The organism is Pseudomonas sp. PAMC 29040, assembly GCF_003994535.1.
GTDB classification, from domain to species: Bacteria; Pseudomonadota; Gammaproteobacteria; order Pseudomonadales; family Pseudomonadaceae; genus Aquipseudomonas; species Aquipseudomonas paraversuta.
Map to the genome: position 1 here is coordinate 250,296 of NZ_RZAA01000002.1, position 19,297 is coordinate 269,592.

The window sequence follows — 19,297 nt, forward strand, 5'->3', positions numbered from 1 at the left end:
TGTCCTTTTCAATGCGGGGATTCATGCAAACACTGAAGGTTGATCTAGGCGAGCGTAGCTACCCGATTCACATTGGCGAAGGTTTGTTGGATCAGCCCCTGCTGCTGGCTCCGCACATCGCCGGTCGCCAGGTGGCGATTGTGACCAACACCACCGTGGCTCCCCTCTATCTTGAGCGCCTGACCCGCAGCCTGGCGGGGTATTCGGTGCTGCCGATCATCCTGCCCGATGGCGAATCGTTCAAAAACTGGGAAACCCTGCAGCTGATTTTCGATGGCCTGCTCACAGCCCGCCATGACCGGCGCACCACGGTGATTGCCCTTGGTGGTGGCGTGATTGGTGACATGGCCGGGTTTGCCGCCGCTTGCTATCAGCGCGGTGTCGACTTTATCCAGGTGCCAACCACCTTGCTCTCGCAGGTTGATTCGTCCGTGGGCGGCAAAACCGGGATCAACCATCCGCTGGGCAAGAACATGGTCGGTGCCTTCTATCAGCCCAATCTGGTGCTGATCGATACGCAAACCCTCAATACCCTTGCGCCCCGCGAATTGTCCGCAGGGCTGGCGGAAGTCATCAAGTACGGGCTGATTTGCGACGAGCCTTTCCTGACCTGGCTGGAAGACAACATGGACGCCCTGCGTGGCCTCGATCAGGTTGCCCTGACTGCCGCCATTCAGCGTTCGTGCTCGGCCAAGGCCGAAGTGGTCGGCGCCGATGAACGCGAGTCGGGTGTGCGTGCGACCCTCAACCTTGGACACACCTTTGGCCACGCCATCGAAACCCATATGGGCTATGGCGTGTGGCTGCATGGCGAGGCGGTTGCGACAGGTACGGTGATGGCGCTGGAAATGTCTTTCCGTCTAGGCTGGATCGACCAGGCCGAGCGTGATCGCGGTATCCGTTTGTTCCAGCGTGCAGGTTTGCCGGTTGTGCCGCCTGCCGACATGAGCGAAGCCGACTTCATGCAACACATGGCAGTTGATAAAAAAGTGATCGACGGTCGTATGCGACTGGTGCTGTTGCGCCGTCTTGGCGAAGCCACAGTGACTGACGATTATCCACAAGAGGTTCTACAAGCCACGCTGGGTGCGGATTACCGCGCACTGGCTCAGCTTAAAGGTTAATAAGATCCTGATGACTAGTTTGCATGCCGACGAGGCGTTCCTCGGTCACTTCCAGCTGAACCATGACCCCTTTGCACCACGGGTGCCGGGGTTCAAGTTTTTCCCTGCCCAGCGCAAGCCGGTGCTGGGGCAATTGCACCACCTTGCCCGCTACAGCCAGTTGCTGTTGGTGGTGACCGGGCCTGAGGGCAGCGGCAAGACCTTGCTGCGTCAGGCACTGGTCGCCAGCACCAACAAGCAGTCAGTACAGAGCGTGGTGGTGTCGGCACGGGGTGCCGGTGACGCTGCTGGCATCTTGCGCCAGGTGGCGCAGACCCTGAACGCTGCCCGGGCCGATGTGGGCGCGATTCTGGCGCAAGTGGTACAGCTGGCGCTGACCGGGCAGGAAGTCTACCTGCTGGTCGACGACGCTGAGCAGCTCGACGAGTCTGCTCTTGAGGCCCTGCTGGCCCTGGCGGCGGGTGCGCCGGAAGGCCGGCCGCATGTCTTCCTGTTTGGCGAGCCGTCAATGATTGACGGGCTTGAGCAGTTGAGCGCTGATGAAGAGCGCTTCCATGTGATCGAGCTGCAGCCCTATACCGAGGAAGAAACCCGCGAGTACCTGGCGCAACGCCTTGAAGGTGCCGGGCGTGGAATCGAACTCTTTAGCGCACAACAGATCTCAGATATACACGAGAGCTCCGAAGGCTGGCCTGGCATCATCAATCAGGTCGCCCGCGATGCAATGATCGAAGCCATGATTGCTAGCCGTTCTGCGGTCAAACGTCCAAGTATGGGGTTCAACATGCCTAAGAAACACGTATTGGCCATTGGTGCCGTAGTGGTGGTGGCAGTAGCCGCTGCCATTCTGATTCCGGGTCGCAGCAAAGCACCAACCGCACCCGCTGCTGAGCAGACACAATTGGGCCAGGCCACGCCGAATGGCGGCGCCAATCCGTCGATAGATTTCGCCGGTTCTTCGCAGCCAATGCCATTGCCGCTGGTGGGTCAATCGCAGCCGGTCATGCGCGGGCCTCTGGCTGAAGCCGCTGGCGGCATTGCTGAAGGCGATGACGGCGGCGTACCTGCAGTCGACGGTGGCGTGGCCCAGCCGCCAACCGTAACCACCACTGCGCCGCCTCCAGGCGTGGCATCGGGCCCGGCACCAGTGGCAGCACCGCGTCCTGCGCCGGCACCGGCCGTGGCAGCAGCCAAACCTGCACCTGCTCCGGTTGCCAAACCTGCTCCGGCCCCGGCTCCAAAGCCTGTGGTGAAACCGGCCGAGAAGCCGGTCACACTGGCCAAGGCGGCACCGGGCGGTAGCTGGTATTCCAGCCAGCCAGCAACTAACTACGTGGTGCAGATTGTCGGCACCAGCTCCGAAGCCTCTGCACAAAACGTCGTCAAAGAAGTAGGTGGCCAAGCCCGCTACTTCAAGAAATCGCTCAACGGCAAGCCCCTGTTTGTCGTCACCTACGGCAATTTCCCGAACCATGCCGCAGCAACTGCGGCAATCAAGAACTTGCCAGCGAAGATTCAGGCTGGTAAACCTTGGCCTCGCACTGTCGCCAGCGTCCAACAAGAACTGGCAGCAGCTCGCTGATGCTCCGGCGGCCTTACCCAGGCCGCCGTTCTCGTACATCAAAATTCCAGCTTGAGCATGCGGCTAAATAGGCCGTATGCCTTGTGGTGTCTGCGCCGTGTGGCGGTCAACATCAAAAATGTTTTGACTAGCACAGGCAATCGCTTTAAACCTTCATAAATGCGACATGAATTTACGGTATTTAGCCGCTTAATTTGTGAGCTCTTACGTCGGTGTGTAGAATGACCACCCTTTTGCCCTGCCAAGCTGGCGTACGTTCAGCGCGGGGACCAAGTGGTTGAATTAAAAGAAATTTGCCCCTTTATGGGGCAGCCTGGTGAGAAAGTGTCTATGAAAGCAGGTCTGTACCACCCCGATGAATTCAAGGATAACTGTGGTTTCGGCCTGATTGCCCATATGCAGGGCGAGCCCAGTCATACCCTTCTGCAAACCGCCATTGAGGCCCTGACCTGCATGACCCACCGCGGTGGGATCAACGCAGACGGCAAGACCGGTGACGGTTGTGGCCTGCTGATTCAAAAACCTGATCTGTTCTTGCGTGCCGTGGCCAAAGAACAGTTCGGCAGTGATTTGCCCAAGCAGTACGCGGTCGGCATGGTGTTTTTCAACCAGGACCCGATCAAGGCTGAAGCGGCCCGTAACAACATGAACCGCGAAATCCTCGCGGCGGGCCTGCAACTGGTGGGCTGGCGCAAAGTGCCGATCGATACCAGCGTGCTGGGCCGTCTGGCCCTGGATCGTCTGCCGCAGATCGAGCAAGTGTTCATTGCCGGTGCCGGCCTGAGCGATCAGGACATGGCGATCAAGCTGTTCAGCGCCCGTCGTCGATCGTCGGTGGCCAACGCCGCTGATACCGACCATTACATCTGCAGCTTTTCCCACAAGACCATCATTTATAAAGGCCTGATGATGCCGGCGGATCTCACCGCCTTCTATCCGGACCTGAGCGATGAGCGCCTGCAAACCGCGATCTGCGTGTTCCACCAGCGCTTTTCGACCAACACCTTGCCGAAATGGCCACTGGCCCAGCCATTCCGCTTTCTCGCCCACAACGGCGAGATCAACACCATCACCGGCAACCGCAACTGGGCCCTGGCCCGTCGCACCAAGTTCGCCAACGACCTGATCGGCGACCTCGACGAGCTCGGCCCGCTGGTCAACCGCGTGGGTTCTGACTCCTCCAGCATGGACAACATGCTGGAGCTGATGGTCACCGGTGGCATCGACCTGTTCCGTGGCGTGCGCATGCTGATTCCACCGGCGTGGCAGAACGTTGAAACCATGGACCCCGACCTGCGGGCGTTCTATGAGTACAACTCGATGCACATGGAACCGTGGGACGGCCCGGCGGGCGTGGTAATGACCGATGGCCGTTACGCTGTCTGCCTGCTCGACCGCAACGGCCTGCGCCCGGCGCGCTGGGTCACCACCACCAACGGCTATATCACCATCGCCTCGGAAATCGGCGTGTGGAACTACCAGCCACAGGACGTGATTGCCAAAGGCCGTGTAGGCCCTGGGCAGATCCTCGCCGTTGACACCGAAACTGGCCAGGTGCTGGACACCGACTCCATCGACAACCGCTTGAAGTCGCGCCACCCGTACAAGCAGTGGCTGCGCAAGAATGCCCTGCGCATTCAGGCCACCATCGACGACAATGACCATGGTTCGGCGTTTTACGACGTTGACCAGCTCAAGCAATACATGAAGATGTACCAGGTCACGTTCGAAGAGCGCGATCAGGTGCTGCGTCCATTGGGCGAACAGGGCTACGAAGCCGTGGGCTCGATGGGGGACGACACGCCAATGGCGGTGCTGTCCCAGCGAGTGCGCACGCCATACGACTACTTCCGTCAGCAGTTCGCGCAGGTCACCAACCCGCCGATCGATCCGCTGCGTGAAGCCATCGTCATGTCGCTGGAAATCTGCCTCGGTGCCGAGCGCAACATCTTCCAGGAATCGCCAGAGCACGCTTCGCGCGTGATCCTCAGTTCACCGGTTATCTCGCCTGCCAAATGGCGCTCGCTGATGAACCTCGACCTGCCGGGCTTTGAGCGTCAGATCATCGACCTCAACTACGACCAGTCGGTTGGCCTGGAAGCGGCGGTGCGCAACATTGCCGATCAGGCTGAAGAAGCCGCCCGTGCCGGCCGTACGCAAATTGTCCTGACCGACCGCCATATCGCGCCGGGCAAGCTGCCGGTTCACGCCTCGCTGGCTGTGGGCGCCGTGCACCACCGCCTGACCGAAAAAGGTCTGCGCTGCGACAGCAACATCCTGGTAGAAACCGCTACTGCCCGTGACCCGCATCACTTCGCGGTGCTGATCGGCTTCGGCGCTTCGGCGGTCTACCCGTTCCTGGCCTACGAAGTGCTGGGTGATCTGATCCGCACCGGCGAAGTGCTGGGCGACCTTTACGAAGTCTTCAAAAACTACCGTAAGGGCATCACCAAGGGCCTGCTCAAGATCCTCTCGAAGATGGGCATCTCGACCATTGCCTCGTACCGCGGAGCGCAGTTGTTCGAGGCCATTGGCTTGTCTGAAGAAATCTGCGACCTGAGCTTCCGCGGCGTACCCAGCCGGATCAAGGGCGCACGTTTCGTTGACCTTGAAGCCGAGCAAAAATTGCTGGCTGCCGAAGCCTGGAGCGCGCGCAAGCCGATTCAGCAAGGCGGTTTGCTCAAATACGTGCACGGCGGCGAATACCACGCCTACAACCCGGACGTGGTTGCCACCCTGCAGGCGGCTGTACAGCAGGGCGACTACAGCAAGTTCAAGGAATACACGGCACTGGTCGACAAACGCCCGGTGTCGATGATCCGCGATCTGTTCAAGGTCAAAACCCTCGACACGCCGCTGTCCATTGACCAGATCGAACCCCTGGAGTCGATCCTCAAGCGTTTCGACTCGGCGGGCATCTCCCTTGGCGCACTGTCGCCGGAGGCCCACGAAGCCCTGGCCGAAGCCATGAACCGTTTGGGCGCACGCTCCAACTCCGGAGAAGGCGGCGAAGACCCGGCGCGTTACGGCACCATCAAAAGCTCGAAAATCAAACAGGTGGCCACCGGCCGTTTCGGTGTGACCCCGGAATACCTGGTCAACGCCGAAGTGCTGCAGATCAAGGTGGCCCAGGGCGCCAAGCCGGGCGAGGGCGGGCAACTGCCGGGCGGCAAGGTCAACGGTCTGATCGCCAAACTGCGTTACGCAGTACCCGGCGTGACCCTGATCTCGCCACCGCCGCACCACGACATCTACTCCATCGAAGACTTGTCGCAGCTGATTTTTGACCTCAAACAGGTCAATCCCAAGGCGCTGGTTTCGGTCAAGCTGGTGGCGGAAGCGGGCGTCGGCACCATCGCCGCAGGCGTGGCCAAGGCCTATGCCGACCTGATTACGATCTCCGGTTATGACGGCGGCACCGGTGCATCGCCCCTGACTTCGATCAAATACGCGGGCGCGCCGTGGGAGCTGGGCCTGGCTGAAACCCACCAGACCCTGCGCGGCAACGACCTGCGCGGCAAGGTGCGGGTACAAACCGACGGCGGCCTGAAAACCGGCCTCGACGTGATCAAGGCCGCGATCCTCGGCGCTGAAAGCTTCGGCTTCGGCACCGCGCCAATGATCGCCCTGGGCTGCAAATACCTGCGTATTTGCCACCTCAACAACTGCGCCACCGGCGTGGCGACCCAGAACGAATCGCTGCGTAAAAACCACTACATCGGCACGGTCGACATGGTGGTCAACTTCTTCACCTACGTGGCTGAAGAAACCCGCGAGTGGCTGGCCAGACTCGGTGTGCGCACCCTCGAAGAGCTGATCGGGCGTACTGACCTGCTGGAAATCCTGCAGGGCGAAACCGCCAAGCAGCACCACCTCGACCTGACGCCACTGCTGGGCAGCGACTATATCCCGGCCGACAAGCCGCAGTTCTGTCAGGTAGAGCGCAACCCGCCGTTCGACAAAGGCCTGCTGGCCGAGAAGATGGTCGACATGGCCACTTCGGCCATCAACGACCTGAGCGGCGCGGAGTTCGCCCTGGACATCTGTAACTGTGACCGCTCGATCGGTGCCCGGATCTCGGGTGAAATCGCCCGTGCCCACGGCAACCAGGGCATGGCCAAGGCGCCGATCACGTTCCGCTTCAAAGGCACTGCAGGCCAGAGCTTTGGTGTGTGGAACGCCGGCGGCCTGAACCTGTACCTCGAAGGCGATGCCAACGACTACGTGGGCAAGGGCATGACCGGCGGCAAGCTGGTGATAGTGCCGCCTGCGGGCAGCGTCTACAAAACCCAGGACAGCGCGATTATCGGCAACACCTGCCTGTACGGCGCCACCGGCGGCAAGCTGTTTGCGGCGGGCACGGCGGGCGAGCGTTTCGCCGTGCGTAACTCCGGTGCCCACACCGTGGTTGAAGGCACGGGCGATCACTGCTGCGAATACATGACTGGTGGTTTCGTCTGCGTACTGGGCAAAACCGGTTACAACTTCGGCTCGGGCATGACCGGCGGTTTCGCCTACGTGCTGGATCAGGACAACAGCTTTGTCGACCGGGTTAACCACGAACTGGTGGAAATCCAGCGTATCAGTGGCGAAGCGATGGAGGCCTACCGCAACCATCTGCAACACGTGCTGGACGAATACGTTCAGGAAACCAATAGCGAGTGGGGCCGCAACCTCTCGGAAAACCTCGATGATTACCTGCGTCGTTTCTGGCTCGTCAAACCCAAGGCGGCGAGCTTGAAATCTCTGCTGGCCAGTACTTTGGGTAGTCCGCAGTGACGACGCAGCGGCAGGCGGCAAGCTTCAGGCCGCAAGCTCGAAGCAGTCAGGGGTGTTCCGGTAAACGTGTTCTTGCAGCTGTAAGCTTGAAGCTTGCAGCTGTCGTAAAGAGGTTTTGAAGATGGCTGAACGTCTGAGTAACGACTTCCAATTTATCGATGTCGGGCGCAAAGATCCGAAGAAGAAACTGTTACGTCAACGCAAAAAAGAGTTCGTGGAAATCTACGAACCTTTCAAACCCCAGCAGTCGGCCGAGCAGGCCCACCGCTGCCTGGGTTGCGGTAACCCGTACTGTGAATGGAAATGCCCGGTGCATAACTTCATTCCCAACTGGCTCAAGCTGGTGGCCGAGGGCAACATCCTCGCCGCCGCCGAGCTGTCGCACCAGACCAACACCCTGCCCGAAGTGTGCGGCCGGGTGTGCCCGCAAGACCGTCTGTGCGAGGGTGCCTGCACCCTCAACGACGGTTTTGGCGCGGTCACCATCGGCTCGGTGGAGAAGTACATCACCGATACCGCCTTTGCCATGGGCTGGCGCCCGGACATGTCGCGGGTGGTGCCGACCGGCAAGCGTGTGGCGATCATCGGTGCCGGGCCTGCGGGCCTGGGCTGTGCCGACGTGCTGGTGCGTGGTGGCGTGACCCCGGTGGTCTTCGATAAAAACCCGGAAATCGGCGGTCTGCTGACCTTCGGCATCCCGGAGTTCAAGCTCGAAAAAACCGTGCTGAGCCACCGTCGCGAAGTTTTCACCGGCATGGGTATCGAGTTCCGTCTCAATACCGAAATCGGCAAGGACATCAGCATGGAGCAGCTGCTGGCCGAGTACGACGCGGTATTCATGGGCATGGGCACTTACACCTACATGAAGGGCGGCTTTGCCGGTGAGGACTTGCCGGGTGTGCATGACGCGCTGGACTTCCTGATTGCCAACGTCAACCGCAACCTGGGCTTTGAAAAGTCGCCGGAAGACTTCGTCGACATGAAAGGCAAAAAGATTGTGGTGCTCGGTGGTGGCGACACGGCCATGGACTGCAACCGTACTTCGATCCGTCAGGGTGCCAAGTCGGTGACCTGTGCCTATCGTCGTGACGAAGCCAACATGCCCGGCTCGCGCAAAGAGGTGAAGAACGCCAAGGAAGAAGGCGTGAAATTCCTCTACAACCGCCAGCCGATTGCCATTGTCGGCGAAGGCCGGGTTGAAGGCGTGAAGGTGGTCGAGACCCGTCTCGGCGAGCCCGATGCCCGCGGCCGTCGCAGCCCGGAGCCGATCCCGGGTTCTGAAGAGATCATCCCGGCGGACGCCGTGATCATCGCCTTTGGTTTCCGTCCGAGCCCGGCGTCATGGTTTGAACAGTTCGAGATCCAGACCGACAGTCAGGGCCGTGTCATTGCGCCCGAGCAGTCGCAGTTCAAGCACCAGACCAGCCACCCGAAGATCTTTGCCGGTGGTGACATGGTGCGCGGCTCCGACCTGGTGGTCACCGCGATCTTCGAAGGCCGCACCGCGGCTGAAGGGATCATGGATTACCTGGGCGTGTGATGCGGTTGTAATTTTTGAAACATGATCAAAATGTAGGAGCTGGCTTGCCAGCGATAGCATCACCTCGGTCTTGATCAAAGACCGAGTTGTCAGCATCGCCGGCAAGCCAGCGCCCACACAAACCTCATTCCAGAATGAGGTTTGTGGGCTGCGCGAAATCAAAATCCCCGCGACAAATCGCCCCGATAGATAAAAGGCACGGCTCTTGCCGTGCCTTTTGCGTCCGTCTCTGAGAAAATGCCCCCACTTTTTTTCCGGATGCAGACATGACTGATCTCAAGAATGACCGTTTCCTTCGCGCTTTGCTCAAGCAACCCGTAGATGTCACGCCTGTCTGGATGATGCGTCAGGCCGGTCGCTATCTGCCGGAGTACCGCGCGAGCCGTGCCAAGGCCGGCGATTTCATGAGCCTGTGCAAGAACGCCGAGTTCGCCTGTGAAGTCACCATGCAGCCTCTGGACCGCTTCCCTCAGCTGGATGCGGCCATCCTTTTCTCCGATATCCTGACCATCCCTGACGCCATGGGCCAGGGCCTGTACTTTGAAACCGGCGAAGGCCCGCGCTTCAAAAAGGTGGTCAGCACCCTGGCTGACATCGAAGCCCTGCCGATCCCGGACCCGCAAAAAGACCTCGGCTACGTGATGAACGCGGTCAGCACCATCCGCCGCGAGCTTAACGGTCGTGTGCCGCTGATCGGCTTCTCCGGCAGCCCGTGGACCCTGGCCACCTACATGGTAGAAGGCGGTTCGTCGAAAGACTTCCGCAAAACCAAGGCCATGCTCTACGACACCCCCCAGGCCATGCACCTGTTGCTCGACAAGCTCGCGCAGTCGGTTACGTCCTACCTCAACGGCCAGATTCTGGCCGGCGCACAGGCCGTACAAATCTTCGATACCTGGGGCGGTAACCTGTCGTCTGCGGCTTATCAGGAATTTTCCCTGGCCTACATGCGCAAAATCGTCAGCGGTCTTATCCGCGAGCATGAAGGGCGCAAAGTACCGGTGATCCTGTTCACCAAAAATGGCGGCCTGTGGCTCGAAAGCATTGCCGATGCCGGCGCTGATGCCCTGGGCCTGGACTGGACCTGCGACCTGGGTGAAGCCCGTCAGCGCGTCGGTAACAAGGTTGCGCTGCAAGGCAACATGGACCCGACTGTGCTTTACGCCAACCCGGAGGCAATCCGCACCGAGGTCAAGCGCATCCTGGCCAGCTACGGCAAGGGTTCGGGCCATGTATTCAACCTGGGGCATGGCATTACCCCGGAAGTGAAACCGGAACATGCGGGTGCCTTTATCAGCGCCGTGCACGAGTTCTCGGGCCAGTATCACGAGTAAGCTCAAGCCTTATAAAAAAACCCGGCCAGTGCCGGGTTTTTTTTGGCTTGCGCGAGGCCCTGGATCAAATGCTCTTCACGTTCCTCGGCAGCACCGGCAATCGGGCCAGGTGCAACGCCACCAACAATGCAATCACCAGCAGCGCGACGATAAACGAACCAATGCCGTTCCACCCGGCGTAATGCCAGAAGAAACCGCCGGCGGTCCCGGCGATGCTCGATCCGGCGTAGTAACTGAACAGGTACAACGACGACGCCTGGCCTTTGGCTTTGGTGGCGCGCCGGCCGATCCAGCTGCTGGCCACCGAATGCGCGCCGAAGAAGCCGAAGGTGAACAGCAACATGCCGATGATCACCAGCGCCACAGGCTCGAACATGGTCAGTGCGATCCCGGCCAGCATCAGCACGATCACGGCCCACAACACCCTGCGCCGCCCCAGCTTGTCAGCCAGCGCGCCAATTTGCGCCGAGCTGTAAATACCGGACAGGTACACCACTGACAGCAAGCCCACCAGCGCCTGATTCATGTTGTACGGCTCTGCCAGCAAGCGATAACCGATGTAGTTGAACAGCGTCACGAAGCTGCCCATCAGCAAGAACGCCTCAAGAAACAGCCATGGCAGGCCGGCATCGCGAAAGTGCATGGTGAACCCGTCCAGCAGGCTGCGCGGGTTCATGGTGCGGGGGCGGAAGTTGCGCGACTCGGGCAGGATCTTCACAAACACCAGGGCGGCCACCAGTGCCAGGCCGCCGATCACCAGCATCGCCGTATGCCAGCTCACAAAGTCGATCAACACGCCGCTGATCAGGCGTCCGCTCATGCCACCAATGGCATTGCCGCCAATGTACAGACCCATCGCCAGACCGATGTGCTGCGGGTGAATTTCTTCACTCAAATAGGTCATGGCCACGGCGGCCAGTCCGCTCAGTGACAAACCCACCAGCGCCCGGGTGATCAGCACACCTTCCCAGGTGGGCATCAGCGCGCTGAGGAGGGTAAACGCAGCCGCCGAAAACAATGCAAACACCATCACCGGTTTACGCCCGAAGGTATCGGAAATGGGCCCGGTGATCAGCAAACCTATGGCCAGCATCCCTGTGGCTACCGACAGGATCAGACTGCTCTGCGCCGCGTTGATCCCGTATTCATGGGACAGCACCGGCATCATCGGCTGCACGCAATACAGCAAGGCAAAGGTGGCGAAGCCCCCGGAGAACAGTGCCAGCACCGTGCGCATAAACAGCGGTGTGCCTTTCTCGATGAAAATGTCATTCAGTTGCGTGCCCATATCATCCTGCGCGGGCGGCGGGATTTCGTGGGCGAGAGGGGCGACAGCAGTTTTCACGGGGACCTCAGACAAACATAAAGCCGAGCGGCAATGGCAAAAGAATATAGGTGGCTAACGATTCTTTCCAATATATTGTTCGACCTGTTTGATAGGTTTTACGACTCAATTGGGTTCCTATGGAATTGCGTCATTTACGTTACTTCATCGCTGTTGCCGAAGAACTGCACTTTGGTCGCGCGGCCCAGTTGCTGGGTATTTCCCAGCCGCCCCTGAGCCAGCAAATACAGGCCCTGGAGCAAGAGCTGGGGGCTCGCCTGTTCGACCGGACCAACCGTCGGGTCGAGCTCAGTGAAGCGGGCCGGTTGTTTCTGGAGGAGGCGCGGCTGGTGCTGGCCCAGGTCGACAAGGCAGCCGACGTGGCCCGGCGCGCACAGCTGGGGGAGCTGGGGGAACTGAAGATCGGCTTTACCTCATCGGCGCCATTCAGCTCGAGCATTCCCCAGGCCATTTTTGCCTTTCGCCAGGCGTTCCCGGCGGTGCATTTAAACCTCAAGGAAATGAGCAGCCGCGAAGTGGCCGAAGGGTTGGTGGACGAGTCCATCGAGGTCGGGATGATCCGCCCGCTGGCGTTGCCGGAGTCATTGACGGTGGTGGAACTGTTCAGCGAGCCTCTGGTGGCTGTGATCCAGGCCGATCACCCGCTGGCTGCAGGCAGCGAAGAAGGTTTGCAGCTGGCGGCCCTGGCCGAAGAGCCTTTTGTATTTTTCCCGCGCAGTTACGGCAGCGGATTGTATGCACAGCTGATGAGCCTGGCCCGCCAGGCGGGTTTCAGCCCGCATTTTTCCCAGGAAGCGGGTGAGGCCATGACCATCATTGGCTTGGTCTCGGCAGGGCTGGGCGTATCGGTGCTACCTGCGTCGTTCCAGCACATGCGGATCAAGGGGGTGGTGTATCGACCGCTGCTGGATGCCGACGCCCATACAGCCGTGTGGCTGGTGCAGCGCAAGGGCCAAAGCTCGCCGATGGCCACGGCATTTGCCGAACTGCTGACGCGTAAAACCGTTAACCAACCCCTGTAGGAGCGAGCTCCTACAGGGGGTTGATTGTCACTTTGCAGCCGCTTCCGACAGCTGTTGCGCCGTACGCTCGTTCTGCTTGTCCTTGAGATCGCGCACGATGTCGCGGTCCAGCAGGCGCACCCAGCGGATGTAGTTTTTGTGGATCTTGCCGTCCTTGTAGTCCAGACCGCTGCTGTTGCGGTAAATGATCTGGTAGTGGCTGGCGCTGTAGGGGATGTCGATTTCGGCGTGGTATTGCTCGCGCACGGTGATTTGCGCCTGCACCAGGTCAGGGGCGATTTTTTGCACTATCCAGCCACGGCCCACCAGGGATTTGACGATCGCCTGCTGCATCTGCGCCCGGTCGGCATGAATCGAAGCGTGCAGTGTGCGGTCGGGGGTCTGCATGGGTTTGCTGCTGCACGACACGGTGCTCAGCAGGGCAAGGGCGATCAGGGTTACGCGTAGCAGGTAAGACATTCCATTGGCTCCAGAAGCGTTACGACCAGCGGCGCAAGATCAACGATGTGTTGACCCCGCCAAAGGCAAAGTTGTTGTTCATCACGTAATCGTTGTGCATCTCGCGAAACCCGCCCCGCAGATAATCCAGCTCGCCGCAGCGCGGGTCGACCTGGTCCAGGTTGAGCGTCGGTACATAGCGGTCGCGGTTCATCATTTCGATACAGAACCACGATTCCAGTGCCCCGCAGGCACCCAGGGTGTGGCCCAGAAAACTCTTCTGCGAGCTGATGGGCATGTGCTTGCCGAACAATTCACTGGTGGCCAGGGTTTCGGCAATGTCGCCCTGTTCGGTGGCGGTGCCGTGTCCGTTGACATAGCCGATGGTCTGCGCGGCGATGCCTGCGTCTTCCAGCGCCAGCTCCATGGCCCGGCGCATGGTGCTGACTTCCGGGCGGGTGGTGTGCTGGCCGTCGGCATTGCTGCCGAAACCGACGATCTCGGCATGGATATGGGCGCCACGGGCCAGGGCGTGTTCCAGCTCTTCGAGCACCAGCATGCCGCCGCCTTCGCCGATCACCAGGCCGTCCCGGTCCTGGTCGTAGGGGCGCGGGCTGGTGTGCGGTGCGTCGTTTTTCAGGCTGGTGGCGTACAGCGCGTCAAACACCATGGCTTCGGTGGGGCAGAGTTCTTCGGCACCGCCGGCGAGCATCAGGGGCAAGCGTCCGAACTTGATCGATTCGTAGGCATAGCCTATGCCCTGGCTGCCACTGGTGCAGGCGCTGGAGGTGGGGATCAGGCGCCCGGTCAGACCAAAAAAGATGCTGATATTGGCCGCGGTGGTGTGGGGCATCATGCGCACGTAGCTGTTGGCGTTCAGACCGTCGGCCACCGAGTTGAGCAGCATGTTGCCAAAGGCCTTGATCTCGTCGGTGCTGCCGGTGGACGAGCCGCAGGCCACGCCCATGCGTCCGTCACGAATGATCGGGTTGCCCAGCAAGCCGGCGTCCTGCAAGGCCAGTTCGGCGGCGCCAACCGCCAGGCGCGAGACCCGGCCCATGCTGCGCAGTTGTTTGCGGGTCCAGTGCTTTGGCACCACAAAGTCATCGATGGGGCCGGCCAGACGGGTGTTGAGCTCGGTGAACCGGTCCCACTCGTCCATACGCCGGATGCCGCTGCGACCGGCTAAAAAATTGGCTTCGATACTGGCCCAGTCACTGCCCAGCGAGGTGATGCCGGCCATGCCGGTGACGACAACGCGCTTCATCAGCACAGGCCTCCATTGACCGCCAGGACCTGGCGGGTGATGTAGCCGGCTTCGCCGGACATCAAAAAGTTGACCGCGCCCGCCACTTCTTCCGGGGTGCCCATGCGTTGTGCGGGGATCATTTTCATCAGTTCTTCCACGGGGACGTTTTCGTCGAGCATGGCGGTGTCGATCAGGCCCGGAGCGACGCAGTTAACGGTGATCTTGCGTTTGCCCAGTTCGATGGCCAGCGCTTTGGCGGCACCGATCAGACCGGCCTTGGAGGCGCTGTAGTTGACCTGCCCGCGATTGCCGATCAGGCCCGACACCGAGGTAATGCACACAATGCGCCCGGCCTTGCGGCGGCGAATCATCGGCATCATCACCGGGTGCAGCACGTTGTAAAAACCGTCCAGGTTGGTGCGCATCACCTCGTCCCAGTCGTCTTCACTCAACGCCGGGAAGGCGCCATCGCGGGTCAGGCCGGCATTGAGCACCACGCCGTAATAGGCGCCAAAGGCTTCTACGTCGGCTTCAAGAATTTCCCGGCAGCGGGCGCGATCCGAGACGTCAAATTGCAGTACCCGGGCAGTGCGCCCCAGGGCCTGGACCTCGGCCATCACGGCGTCGGCTTCGCTGCGGCCACTGCGGCAGTGCAGCACCAGATCGAAACCGGCCCGGGCCAGGCGCAGGGCGATGGCGCGGCCGATGCCACGGCTGGAACCGGTAACCAGAATGGACTCAGTCATGGCGGGTCTCCCGGGAGGCTTGAGCAAGATAGTTTTGTGCCTGGGGTGGACGGAACACGTTCAGGCGGGCGCTGGCATGAATGCCGGGGGCGGTGAGATGACACTCGAAAACCCCCATGCCGTTGTCGTCTTCCAGTGAGCGCAGGGCGTGAATCTGCAACTCGGCGCCCGCCGGAAAGTGTTCGACATTGCATTCAAATTTGCGCGTGCCGAGCAAAAAGCCCAGCTCGACGGGGTTGCCTTCACTGCGGGCGCGGCAACCGGCATAGGCCGCCACGCTTTGCGCCATCAACTCGATGCCCACCCATGCCGGGAGGCTGCCGTCTTCACGGTTGAACAAGCCGCCGGGGCGCACGGTGAGACGGGTATGAATCTGTTCCTGGTCAAACTCCAGCACCTGATCGATCAGGATCATGTCGCCGGCGTGGGGCAGCAATTCGGCGAGCGGCCAAGCAATCATGGGGCGTCTCCGATAATCAGGCTGACGTTATTGCCACCGAAAGCAAACGAGTTGCTCATCAGGCAGCGCTGTTGTGTAGATGCCAGGGTCTGGCCGGGCGTCACCCAATTCAGTACCGGAAGTTGCGGATCGCCCTGGCCGTCCCAGACATGGGGTGGCAGCAGGTTGCCGCGGGTCAGGCTCAACCAGCAAAACGCAGCTTCCAGTGCGCCTGCTGCACCCAGCGTATGGCCGGTCATGGGCTTGGTCGACGAGCATGGCACCGCCTGGGGGAACACCTGGGCCACGGCGTGGCTTTCCATGGCGTCATTGTGCCGGGTGGCAGTGCCATGCAGGTTCAGGTAACCGATCTGGCCGGCTTGCAGACTGGCCCGGTGCAAAGCCTTGTGCATGGCCTGCACCGCACCCCGGCCAGTGGGCTCGGGGGCCGAGATATGGTGCGCGTCCGAACTGGCACCGGCGCCGAGCAGGGCTATCGAATGCTCTGCGGCGGGCTGACGGCTCATCAAGAACAGTACGCCGGCTTCGCCAATATTGATTCCGCAGCGGTTTGCCGAGAACGGGTTGCAGCGTTCATCGGACACCGCTTCAAGGGCCGAAAAACCATTGAGGGTCAGCTTGCACAAACTGTCCACACCGCCGCACAGCACCGCGTCACACAGGTTCATGTCCAGCAGGCGCTGGGCGCTCATCAGGGCCCGGGCGCTGGAGGTGCAGGCGGTAGAAATGACATAGGCCGGGCCGCTGACATTCAGCCAGTCAGCCAGGAAACTGGCCGGCGCCCCCAGCTCTTGTTGCTGATAGTCGTAATCTTCGGGGAACTGCCGATGCTGCAAGTAGTGGGCAATACCCTGGCTGGCTTCATCGATCCCCGAGGTGCTGGTGCCCAGCACAATGGCGATGCGGTCACGGCCCCAGGTGCGGATTGCCTGTTCAATGGGCTCGCGAATCTGCAATGCCGCTTCGAGCAGCAACTGGTTATTGCGGCTGGCGTGCGCACTCAATTGCGCCGGGATCGCCGCCAGTTCGCCCTGCACACCGGCCACCGACACCTTGCGTCCGGGTACCAGGCCGCTGGCGCGCTGTATGCCCGAGCAGTCACCGGCAAACAGCCGGCGCGCCACTTCATCGGGGCTGCGGCCCAGGGAGCAGATGATGCCCAAGGCATTCAGATACGCGGTCATGGTGCCGCCTCCAGCGGGCTGATGGCGTAATGCACATCGCCCTTGATATCAATGCGCAATACCTGTGGCTGTCGATAATGGACTTGCCAGCGTGGTTTCAGAAACCGCGCGTCGGCCGCCGATTCTGCCTGTGGATAATTGGCCGCCAGTTCGGCCTGGGGCGTAAGTGCAAACAGCAGGGCGGCAAACAGCTCCCGGGCCTCGGGGTTGGGAGGCAGCAAACCGTCGGCATGCCAGCTTCCGTCCTGCAACACCTGACGCGCCAGGGGAATCCCCAGCGGGTCCATCAACGACCAGCGCAAGCCTGCGCCTTGCTGTTGAATCACCAGCAGCCAGTCCTGGCGCTGGTCGGCCTGTTCGCGCTGAATATGCAATTGCATCGGCAGCGCCAGGGTCGGGGTCTGTTCGGGCAGTGGCAGGCTCGCGCAGCCGCCCAATAGCAGGCACGCCAGCAAACCTGCAGGAGCGAGCTGTTTGATCTTTTTAAAAATCTCGCGAGCAGGCTCGCTCCTGCAGGTTTTGTGCATCGCCAGGCTCACTGCGCAGGGCCCGCAGGTTTACGGGCCACCAGGTTGACCAGGGTTTCCTCGCGCTCGCCCACCGGTTTCGCGCGACGCAGGCCCAGGCGTTCCAGCAGCCCGAAGTCTTTGGAGCGGCTCCACCACAGATACGGGTACGACACGTTCTGCGCTGTAAACTCGAAGCCCTGATCGCGGATCATCTCCAGATACTGCGCGGCACTTTTCTGCACGTGCATCGGGTGGCGGAACAGCCAGCGAATCACCCAGGTATCGATGTAAGCCTCGGTAGATTCGGCAAACAGCAAATAGCCGCCGGGCTTGAGCACCCGATAAAACTCGGCCAGTGCGCGGTCCTGTTGCACCAGGTGATGGAAAGTCTGATGGCAAAACAGGATGTCGACGCTGGCGTCCGCGATTTCAAGTTCGGCGCAGTCGCTGCCGATCAGTTCAATGTCGATGCCCTGACGCCGCGCTTCTTCGCGGCTCAGGGTCAGGCTCAGCGGGTCGGCGTCGAGGCCGATCAGCCGCCTGGGGGCGAAGGTTTGTTGCAGGTACTGGAACGACTTGCCCTGCCCGCAACCGGCATCGAGGATGACCGGCGCCGTTGGCAGCTCAGCGCTGAACAGACTGCGCAGGTCGTTGATGGCCACGCGCAGTACGTGATGCTGCCAGGTGTGACTGCGTAAAAACCAGAACCCGAAACGGGTTTCTTCGACGTAGGTATCGCTCAGAGGTTTCATGGGGTCTCCGTGGCGCAGATGTCCGACAGCATGCGCAGGCGGCGCCGGGGTTCGCTGACAAAGGGGTTGCTTTCATCCCAGGCATAGCCGGCCAGAATCGCGCTGATCATGCGCCGTATTTGTGGCGAGCTGTCGGGGTGGAAGATCACGTCCTGGAAAGTGCCGGCGTACCAGCCTTCGACGTAGCAGCGGAAGGTGTCGACTCCACGTTTGAGCGGTTCGGCAAACTCGGTTTGCCAGTCTACGGCTTCGCCTTGTAGCTGGCGGTGCAGCACTGCGGCGGCCATGCTGGCCGAGCGCATGGCAATGGTCACGCCCGAAGAGAACACCGGGTCGAGGAACTCGGCGGCATTGCCCAGCAAGGCAAAACCCGGCCCGTGCAGGGTTTTGACGTTGGCCGAGTAACCGCCGAGGGTGCGTGCCGGGGTGTCCCACACGGCATTGGCCAGTACCCGGCCCAGGCTTGGGGTTTGCTCGATAAAACTGCGCAGGCACTGGTCGGGGTTCTGGCTGCGTCCCACAAAGTGTTCCGCCGCCGCCACCACGCCCACCGAACTTCGGCCATTGCTGAAGGGGATGGTCCAGAACCAGATATCGCGCTGGGTCGGGTGGGTGGTGATGAGGATTTTTTCGCGCTCGAAACCCGTGCAGTCAATCCGGTCCTCGACATGGGTGAACACCGCCTGGCGCACCGGGAAACCGGAGGGCGCTTCGAGATCGAGCAGGCGCGGCAGAACTCGTCCGTAACCGCTGGCGTCGAGGATAAAGTCGGCCTCGATCTGGTAGCTGCTGGCGTCTTCGCGCACCACATCCAGCAGCGGCTTGCTGCGCTCGATATCCACTGCGGTCACGGTTTCGCCATAGCGGATTTCGACGCCTTGCAGTGCAGCCTGGTCAGCCAGCAGCTTGTCGAAATCGGCCCGCTGGACCTGGAACGTGGTCGGCTTGCCGTTGCTGAAGGTGTCGCCAAAATCGAAGGCGCTGTACTGCTCGCCCCAGGCGAAGGCGGCGCCGTTCTTCAGTTGAAAACCGGCGGCTTGCACCGCCTCGAGCATGCCGGCTTCCTCGATGAAATCCAGGCAGTGCGACAGCAGGCTTTCACCAATGGAAAAGCGCGGGAAGTGCTGGCGCTCGACGATCAATACATCGTGCCCTTTGCGTTTGAGCAAGGCCGCCGCGATTGCACCGGACGGACCGGCACCAATCACCACGACCTGACGACGTTCCATATCT

The 19,297-nt window shown here is 61.0% G+C and carries 15 protein-coding genes; 6 read left to right on the top strand and 9 right to left on the bottom strand.

What is annotated here, in order from left to right:
- Positions 1 to 23 precede the first annotated feature (23 nt).
- From aroB to hemE, 5 genes are all read left to right on the top strand, one after another.
- On the top strand, positions 24 to 1,124 hold the full coding sequence (gene aroB, locus WG29040_RS04130; RefSeq protein WP_003438810.1) for a 3-dehydroquinate synthase: 1,101 nt from the start codon (positions 24 to 26) through the stop codon (positions 1,122 to 1,124).
- A gap of 10 nt (positions 1,125 to 1,134) precedes the next feature.
- Positions 1,135 to 2,706 (top strand): AAA family ATPase, encoded by a 1,572-nt coding sequence (locus tag WG29040_RS04135; RefSeq protein WP_010656286.1) that lies wholly within the window; start codon positions 1,135 to 1,137, stop codon positions 2,704 to 2,706.
- 330 nt (positions 2,707 to 3,036) lie between these two features.
- Positions 3,037 to 7,485: a glutamate synthase large subunit gene (gene gltB, locus WG29040_RS04145; RefSeq protein WP_127195710.1), complete on the top strand. Its 4,449-nt coding sequence runs from the start codon at positions 3,037 to 3,039 to the stop codon at positions 7,483 to 7,485.
- Positions 7,486 to 7,606: 121 nt separating this feature from the next.
- Positions 7,607 to 9,025, top strand: coding sequence for an FAD-dependent oxidoreductase (locus WG29040_RS04150; protein WP_003438817.1), 1,419 nt, complete (start codon positions 7,607 to 7,609; stop codon positions 9,023 to 9,025).
- A 266-nt stretch (positions 9,026 to 9,291) separates the two neighbouring features.
- A complete protein-coding gene (hemE, locus tag WG29040_RS04155) occupies positions 9,292 to 10,359 on the top strand; it encodes a uroporphyrinogen decarboxylase (protein ID WP_003438818.1) in 1,068 nt (355 codons plus the stop codon).
- A 64-nt stretch (positions 10,360 to 10,423) separates the two neighbouring features.
- Here the strand turns inward: hemE and WG29040_RS04160 are convergent, their stop codons facing one another.
- Entirely contained in the window at positions 10,424 to 11,647 is a 1,224-nt protein-coding gene (locus WG29040_RS04160; protein WP_003438820.1) for an MFS transporter, read from the bottom strand.
- Between the two features lie 176 nt (positions 11,648 to 11,823).
- Between WG29040_RS04160 and WG29040_RS04165 the strand changes: the two genes are divergently transcribed.
- Positions 11,824 to 12,726, top strand: a complete 903-nt coding sequence (locus WG29040_RS04165; protein WP_003438822.1) for a LysR family transcriptional regulator — start codon at positions 11,824 to 11,826, stop codon at positions 12,724 to 12,726.
- Positions 12,727 to 12,753: 27 nt separating this feature from the next.
- Here the strand turns inward: WG29040_RS04165 and WG29040_RS04170 are convergent, their stop codons facing one another.
- From WG29040_RS04170 to WG29040_RS04205, 8 genes are read right to left on the bottom strand one after another with little or no spacing between them, the layout of a single operon-like run.
- A complete protein-coding gene (locus tag WG29040_RS04170; RefSeq protein WP_127195711.1) occupies positions 12,754 to 13,185 on the bottom strand; it encodes a hypothetical protein in 432 nt (143 codons plus the stop codon).
- A gap of 19 nt (positions 13,186 to 13,204) precedes the next feature.
- The gene (locus tag WG29040_RS04175; protein ID WP_127195712.1) at positions 13,205 to 14,431 is read right to left on the bottom strand and encodes a beta-ketoacyl-ACP synthase; all 1,227 of its coding nucleotides are present in this window, start codon (positions 14,429 to 14,431) and stop codon (positions 13,205 to 13,207) included.
- Positions 14,431 to 15,159 (bottom strand): 3-oxoacyl-ACP reductase FabG, encoded by a 729-nt coding sequence (gene fabG / locus WG29040_RS04180; RefSeq protein ID WP_003438827.1) that lies wholly within the window; start codon positions 15,157 to 15,159, stop codon positions 14,431 to 14,433. Before fabG ends, WG29040_RS04175 begins: the two co-directional genes overlap by 1 nt.
- Positions 15,152 to 15,619 (bottom strand): hotdog family protein, encoded by a 468-nt coding sequence (locus tag WG29040_RS04185; protein ID WP_003438831.1) that lies wholly within the window; start codon positions 15,617 to 15,619, stop codon positions 15,152 to 15,154. Before WG29040_RS04185 ends, fabG begins: the two co-directional genes overlap by 8 nt.
- On the bottom strand, positions 15,616 to 16,803 hold the full coding sequence (locus tag WG29040_RS04190) for a beta-ketoacyl-[acyl-carrier-protein] synthase family protein (protein WP_127195713.1): 1,188 nt from the start codon (positions 16,801 to 16,803) through the stop codon (positions 15,616 to 15,618). The genes WG29040_RS04185 and WG29040_RS04190 overlap by 4 nt, the downstream gene beginning before the upstream one ends.
- Positions 16,800 to 17,342, bottom strand: a complete 543-nt coding sequence (locus WG29040_RS04195) for a DUF3261 domain-containing protein (RefSeq protein WP_127195714.1) — start codon at positions 17,340 to 17,342, stop codon at positions 16,800 to 16,802. The genes WG29040_RS04190 and WG29040_RS04195 overlap by 4 nt, the downstream gene beginning before the upstream one ends.
- A complete protein-coding gene (locus tag WG29040_RS04200; RefSeq protein WP_003438837.1) occupies positions 17,339 to 18,064 on the bottom strand; it encodes a class I SAM-dependent methyltransferase in 726 nt (241 codons plus the stop codon). The genes WG29040_RS04195 and WG29040_RS04200 overlap by 4 nt, the downstream gene beginning before the upstream one ends.
- Positions 18,061 to 19,293 carry an NAD(P)/FAD-dependent oxidoreductase gene (locus tag WG29040_RS04205; protein ID WP_372238776.1) on the bottom strand — a complete coding sequence of 411 codons (1,233 nt, stop codon included), beginning with the start codon at positions 19,291 to 19,293 and terminating at the stop codon, positions 18,061 to 18,063. The genes WG29040_RS04200 and WG29040_RS04205 overlap by 4 nt, the downstream gene beginning before the upstream one ends.
- Between the last annotated feature and the right edge of the window lie 4 nt (positions 19,294 to 19,297).

Coding starts and splice junctions, on each gene's coding strand:
- aroB (WP_003438810.1), top strand. CDS start 24: ATGCAAACACTGAAGGTTGATCTAGGCGAGCGTAGCTACCCGATTCAC.
- WG29040_RS04135 (WP_010656286.1), top strand. CDS start 1,135: ATGACTAGTTTGCATGCCGACGAGGCGTTCCTCGGTCACTTCCAGCTG.
- gltB (WP_127195710.1), top strand. CDS start 3,037: ATGAAAGCAGGTCTGTACCACCCCGATGAATTCAAGGATAACTGTGGT.
- WG29040_RS04150 (WP_003438817.1), top strand. CDS start 7,607: ATGGCTGAACGTCTGAGTAACGACTTCCAATTTATCGATGTCGGGCGC.
- hemE (WP_003438818.1), top strand. CDS start 9,292: ATGACTGATCTCAAGAATGACCGTTTCCTTCGCGCTTTGCTCAAGCAA.
- WG29040_RS04160 (WP_003438820.1), bottom strand. CDS start 11,647: ATGGGCACGCAACTGAATGACATTTTCATCGAGAAAGGCACACCGCTG.
- WG29040_RS04165 (WP_003438822.1), top strand. CDS start 11,824: ATGGAATTGCGTCATTTACGTTACTTCATCGCTGTTGCCGAAGAACTG.
- WG29040_RS04170 (WP_127195711.1), bottom strand. CDS start 13,185: ATGTCTTACCTGCTACGCGTAACCCTGATCGCCCTTGCCCTGCTGAGC.
- WG29040_RS04175 (WP_127195712.1), bottom strand. CDS start 14,431: ATGAAGCGCGTTGTCGTCACCGGCATGGCCGGCATCACCTCGCTGGGC.
- fabG (WP_003438827.1), bottom strand. CDS start 15,159: ATGACTGAGTCCATTCTGGTTACCGGTTCCAGCCGTGGCATCGGCCGC.
- WG29040_RS04185 (WP_003438831.1), bottom strand. CDS start 15,619: ATGATTGCTTGGCCGCTCGCCGAATTGCTGCCCCACGCCGGCGACATG.
- WG29040_RS04190 (WP_127195713.1), bottom strand. CDS start 16,803: ATGACCGCGTATCTGAATGCCTTGGGCATCATCTGCTCCCTGGGCCGC.
- WG29040_RS04200 (WP_003438837.1), bottom strand. CDS start 18,064: ATGAAACCTCTGAGCGATACCTACGTCGAAGAAACCCGTTTCGGGTTC.
- WG29040_RS04205 (WP_372238776.1), bottom strand. CDS start 19,293: ATGGAACGTCGTCAGGTCGTGGTGATTGGTGCCGGTCCGTCCGGTGCA.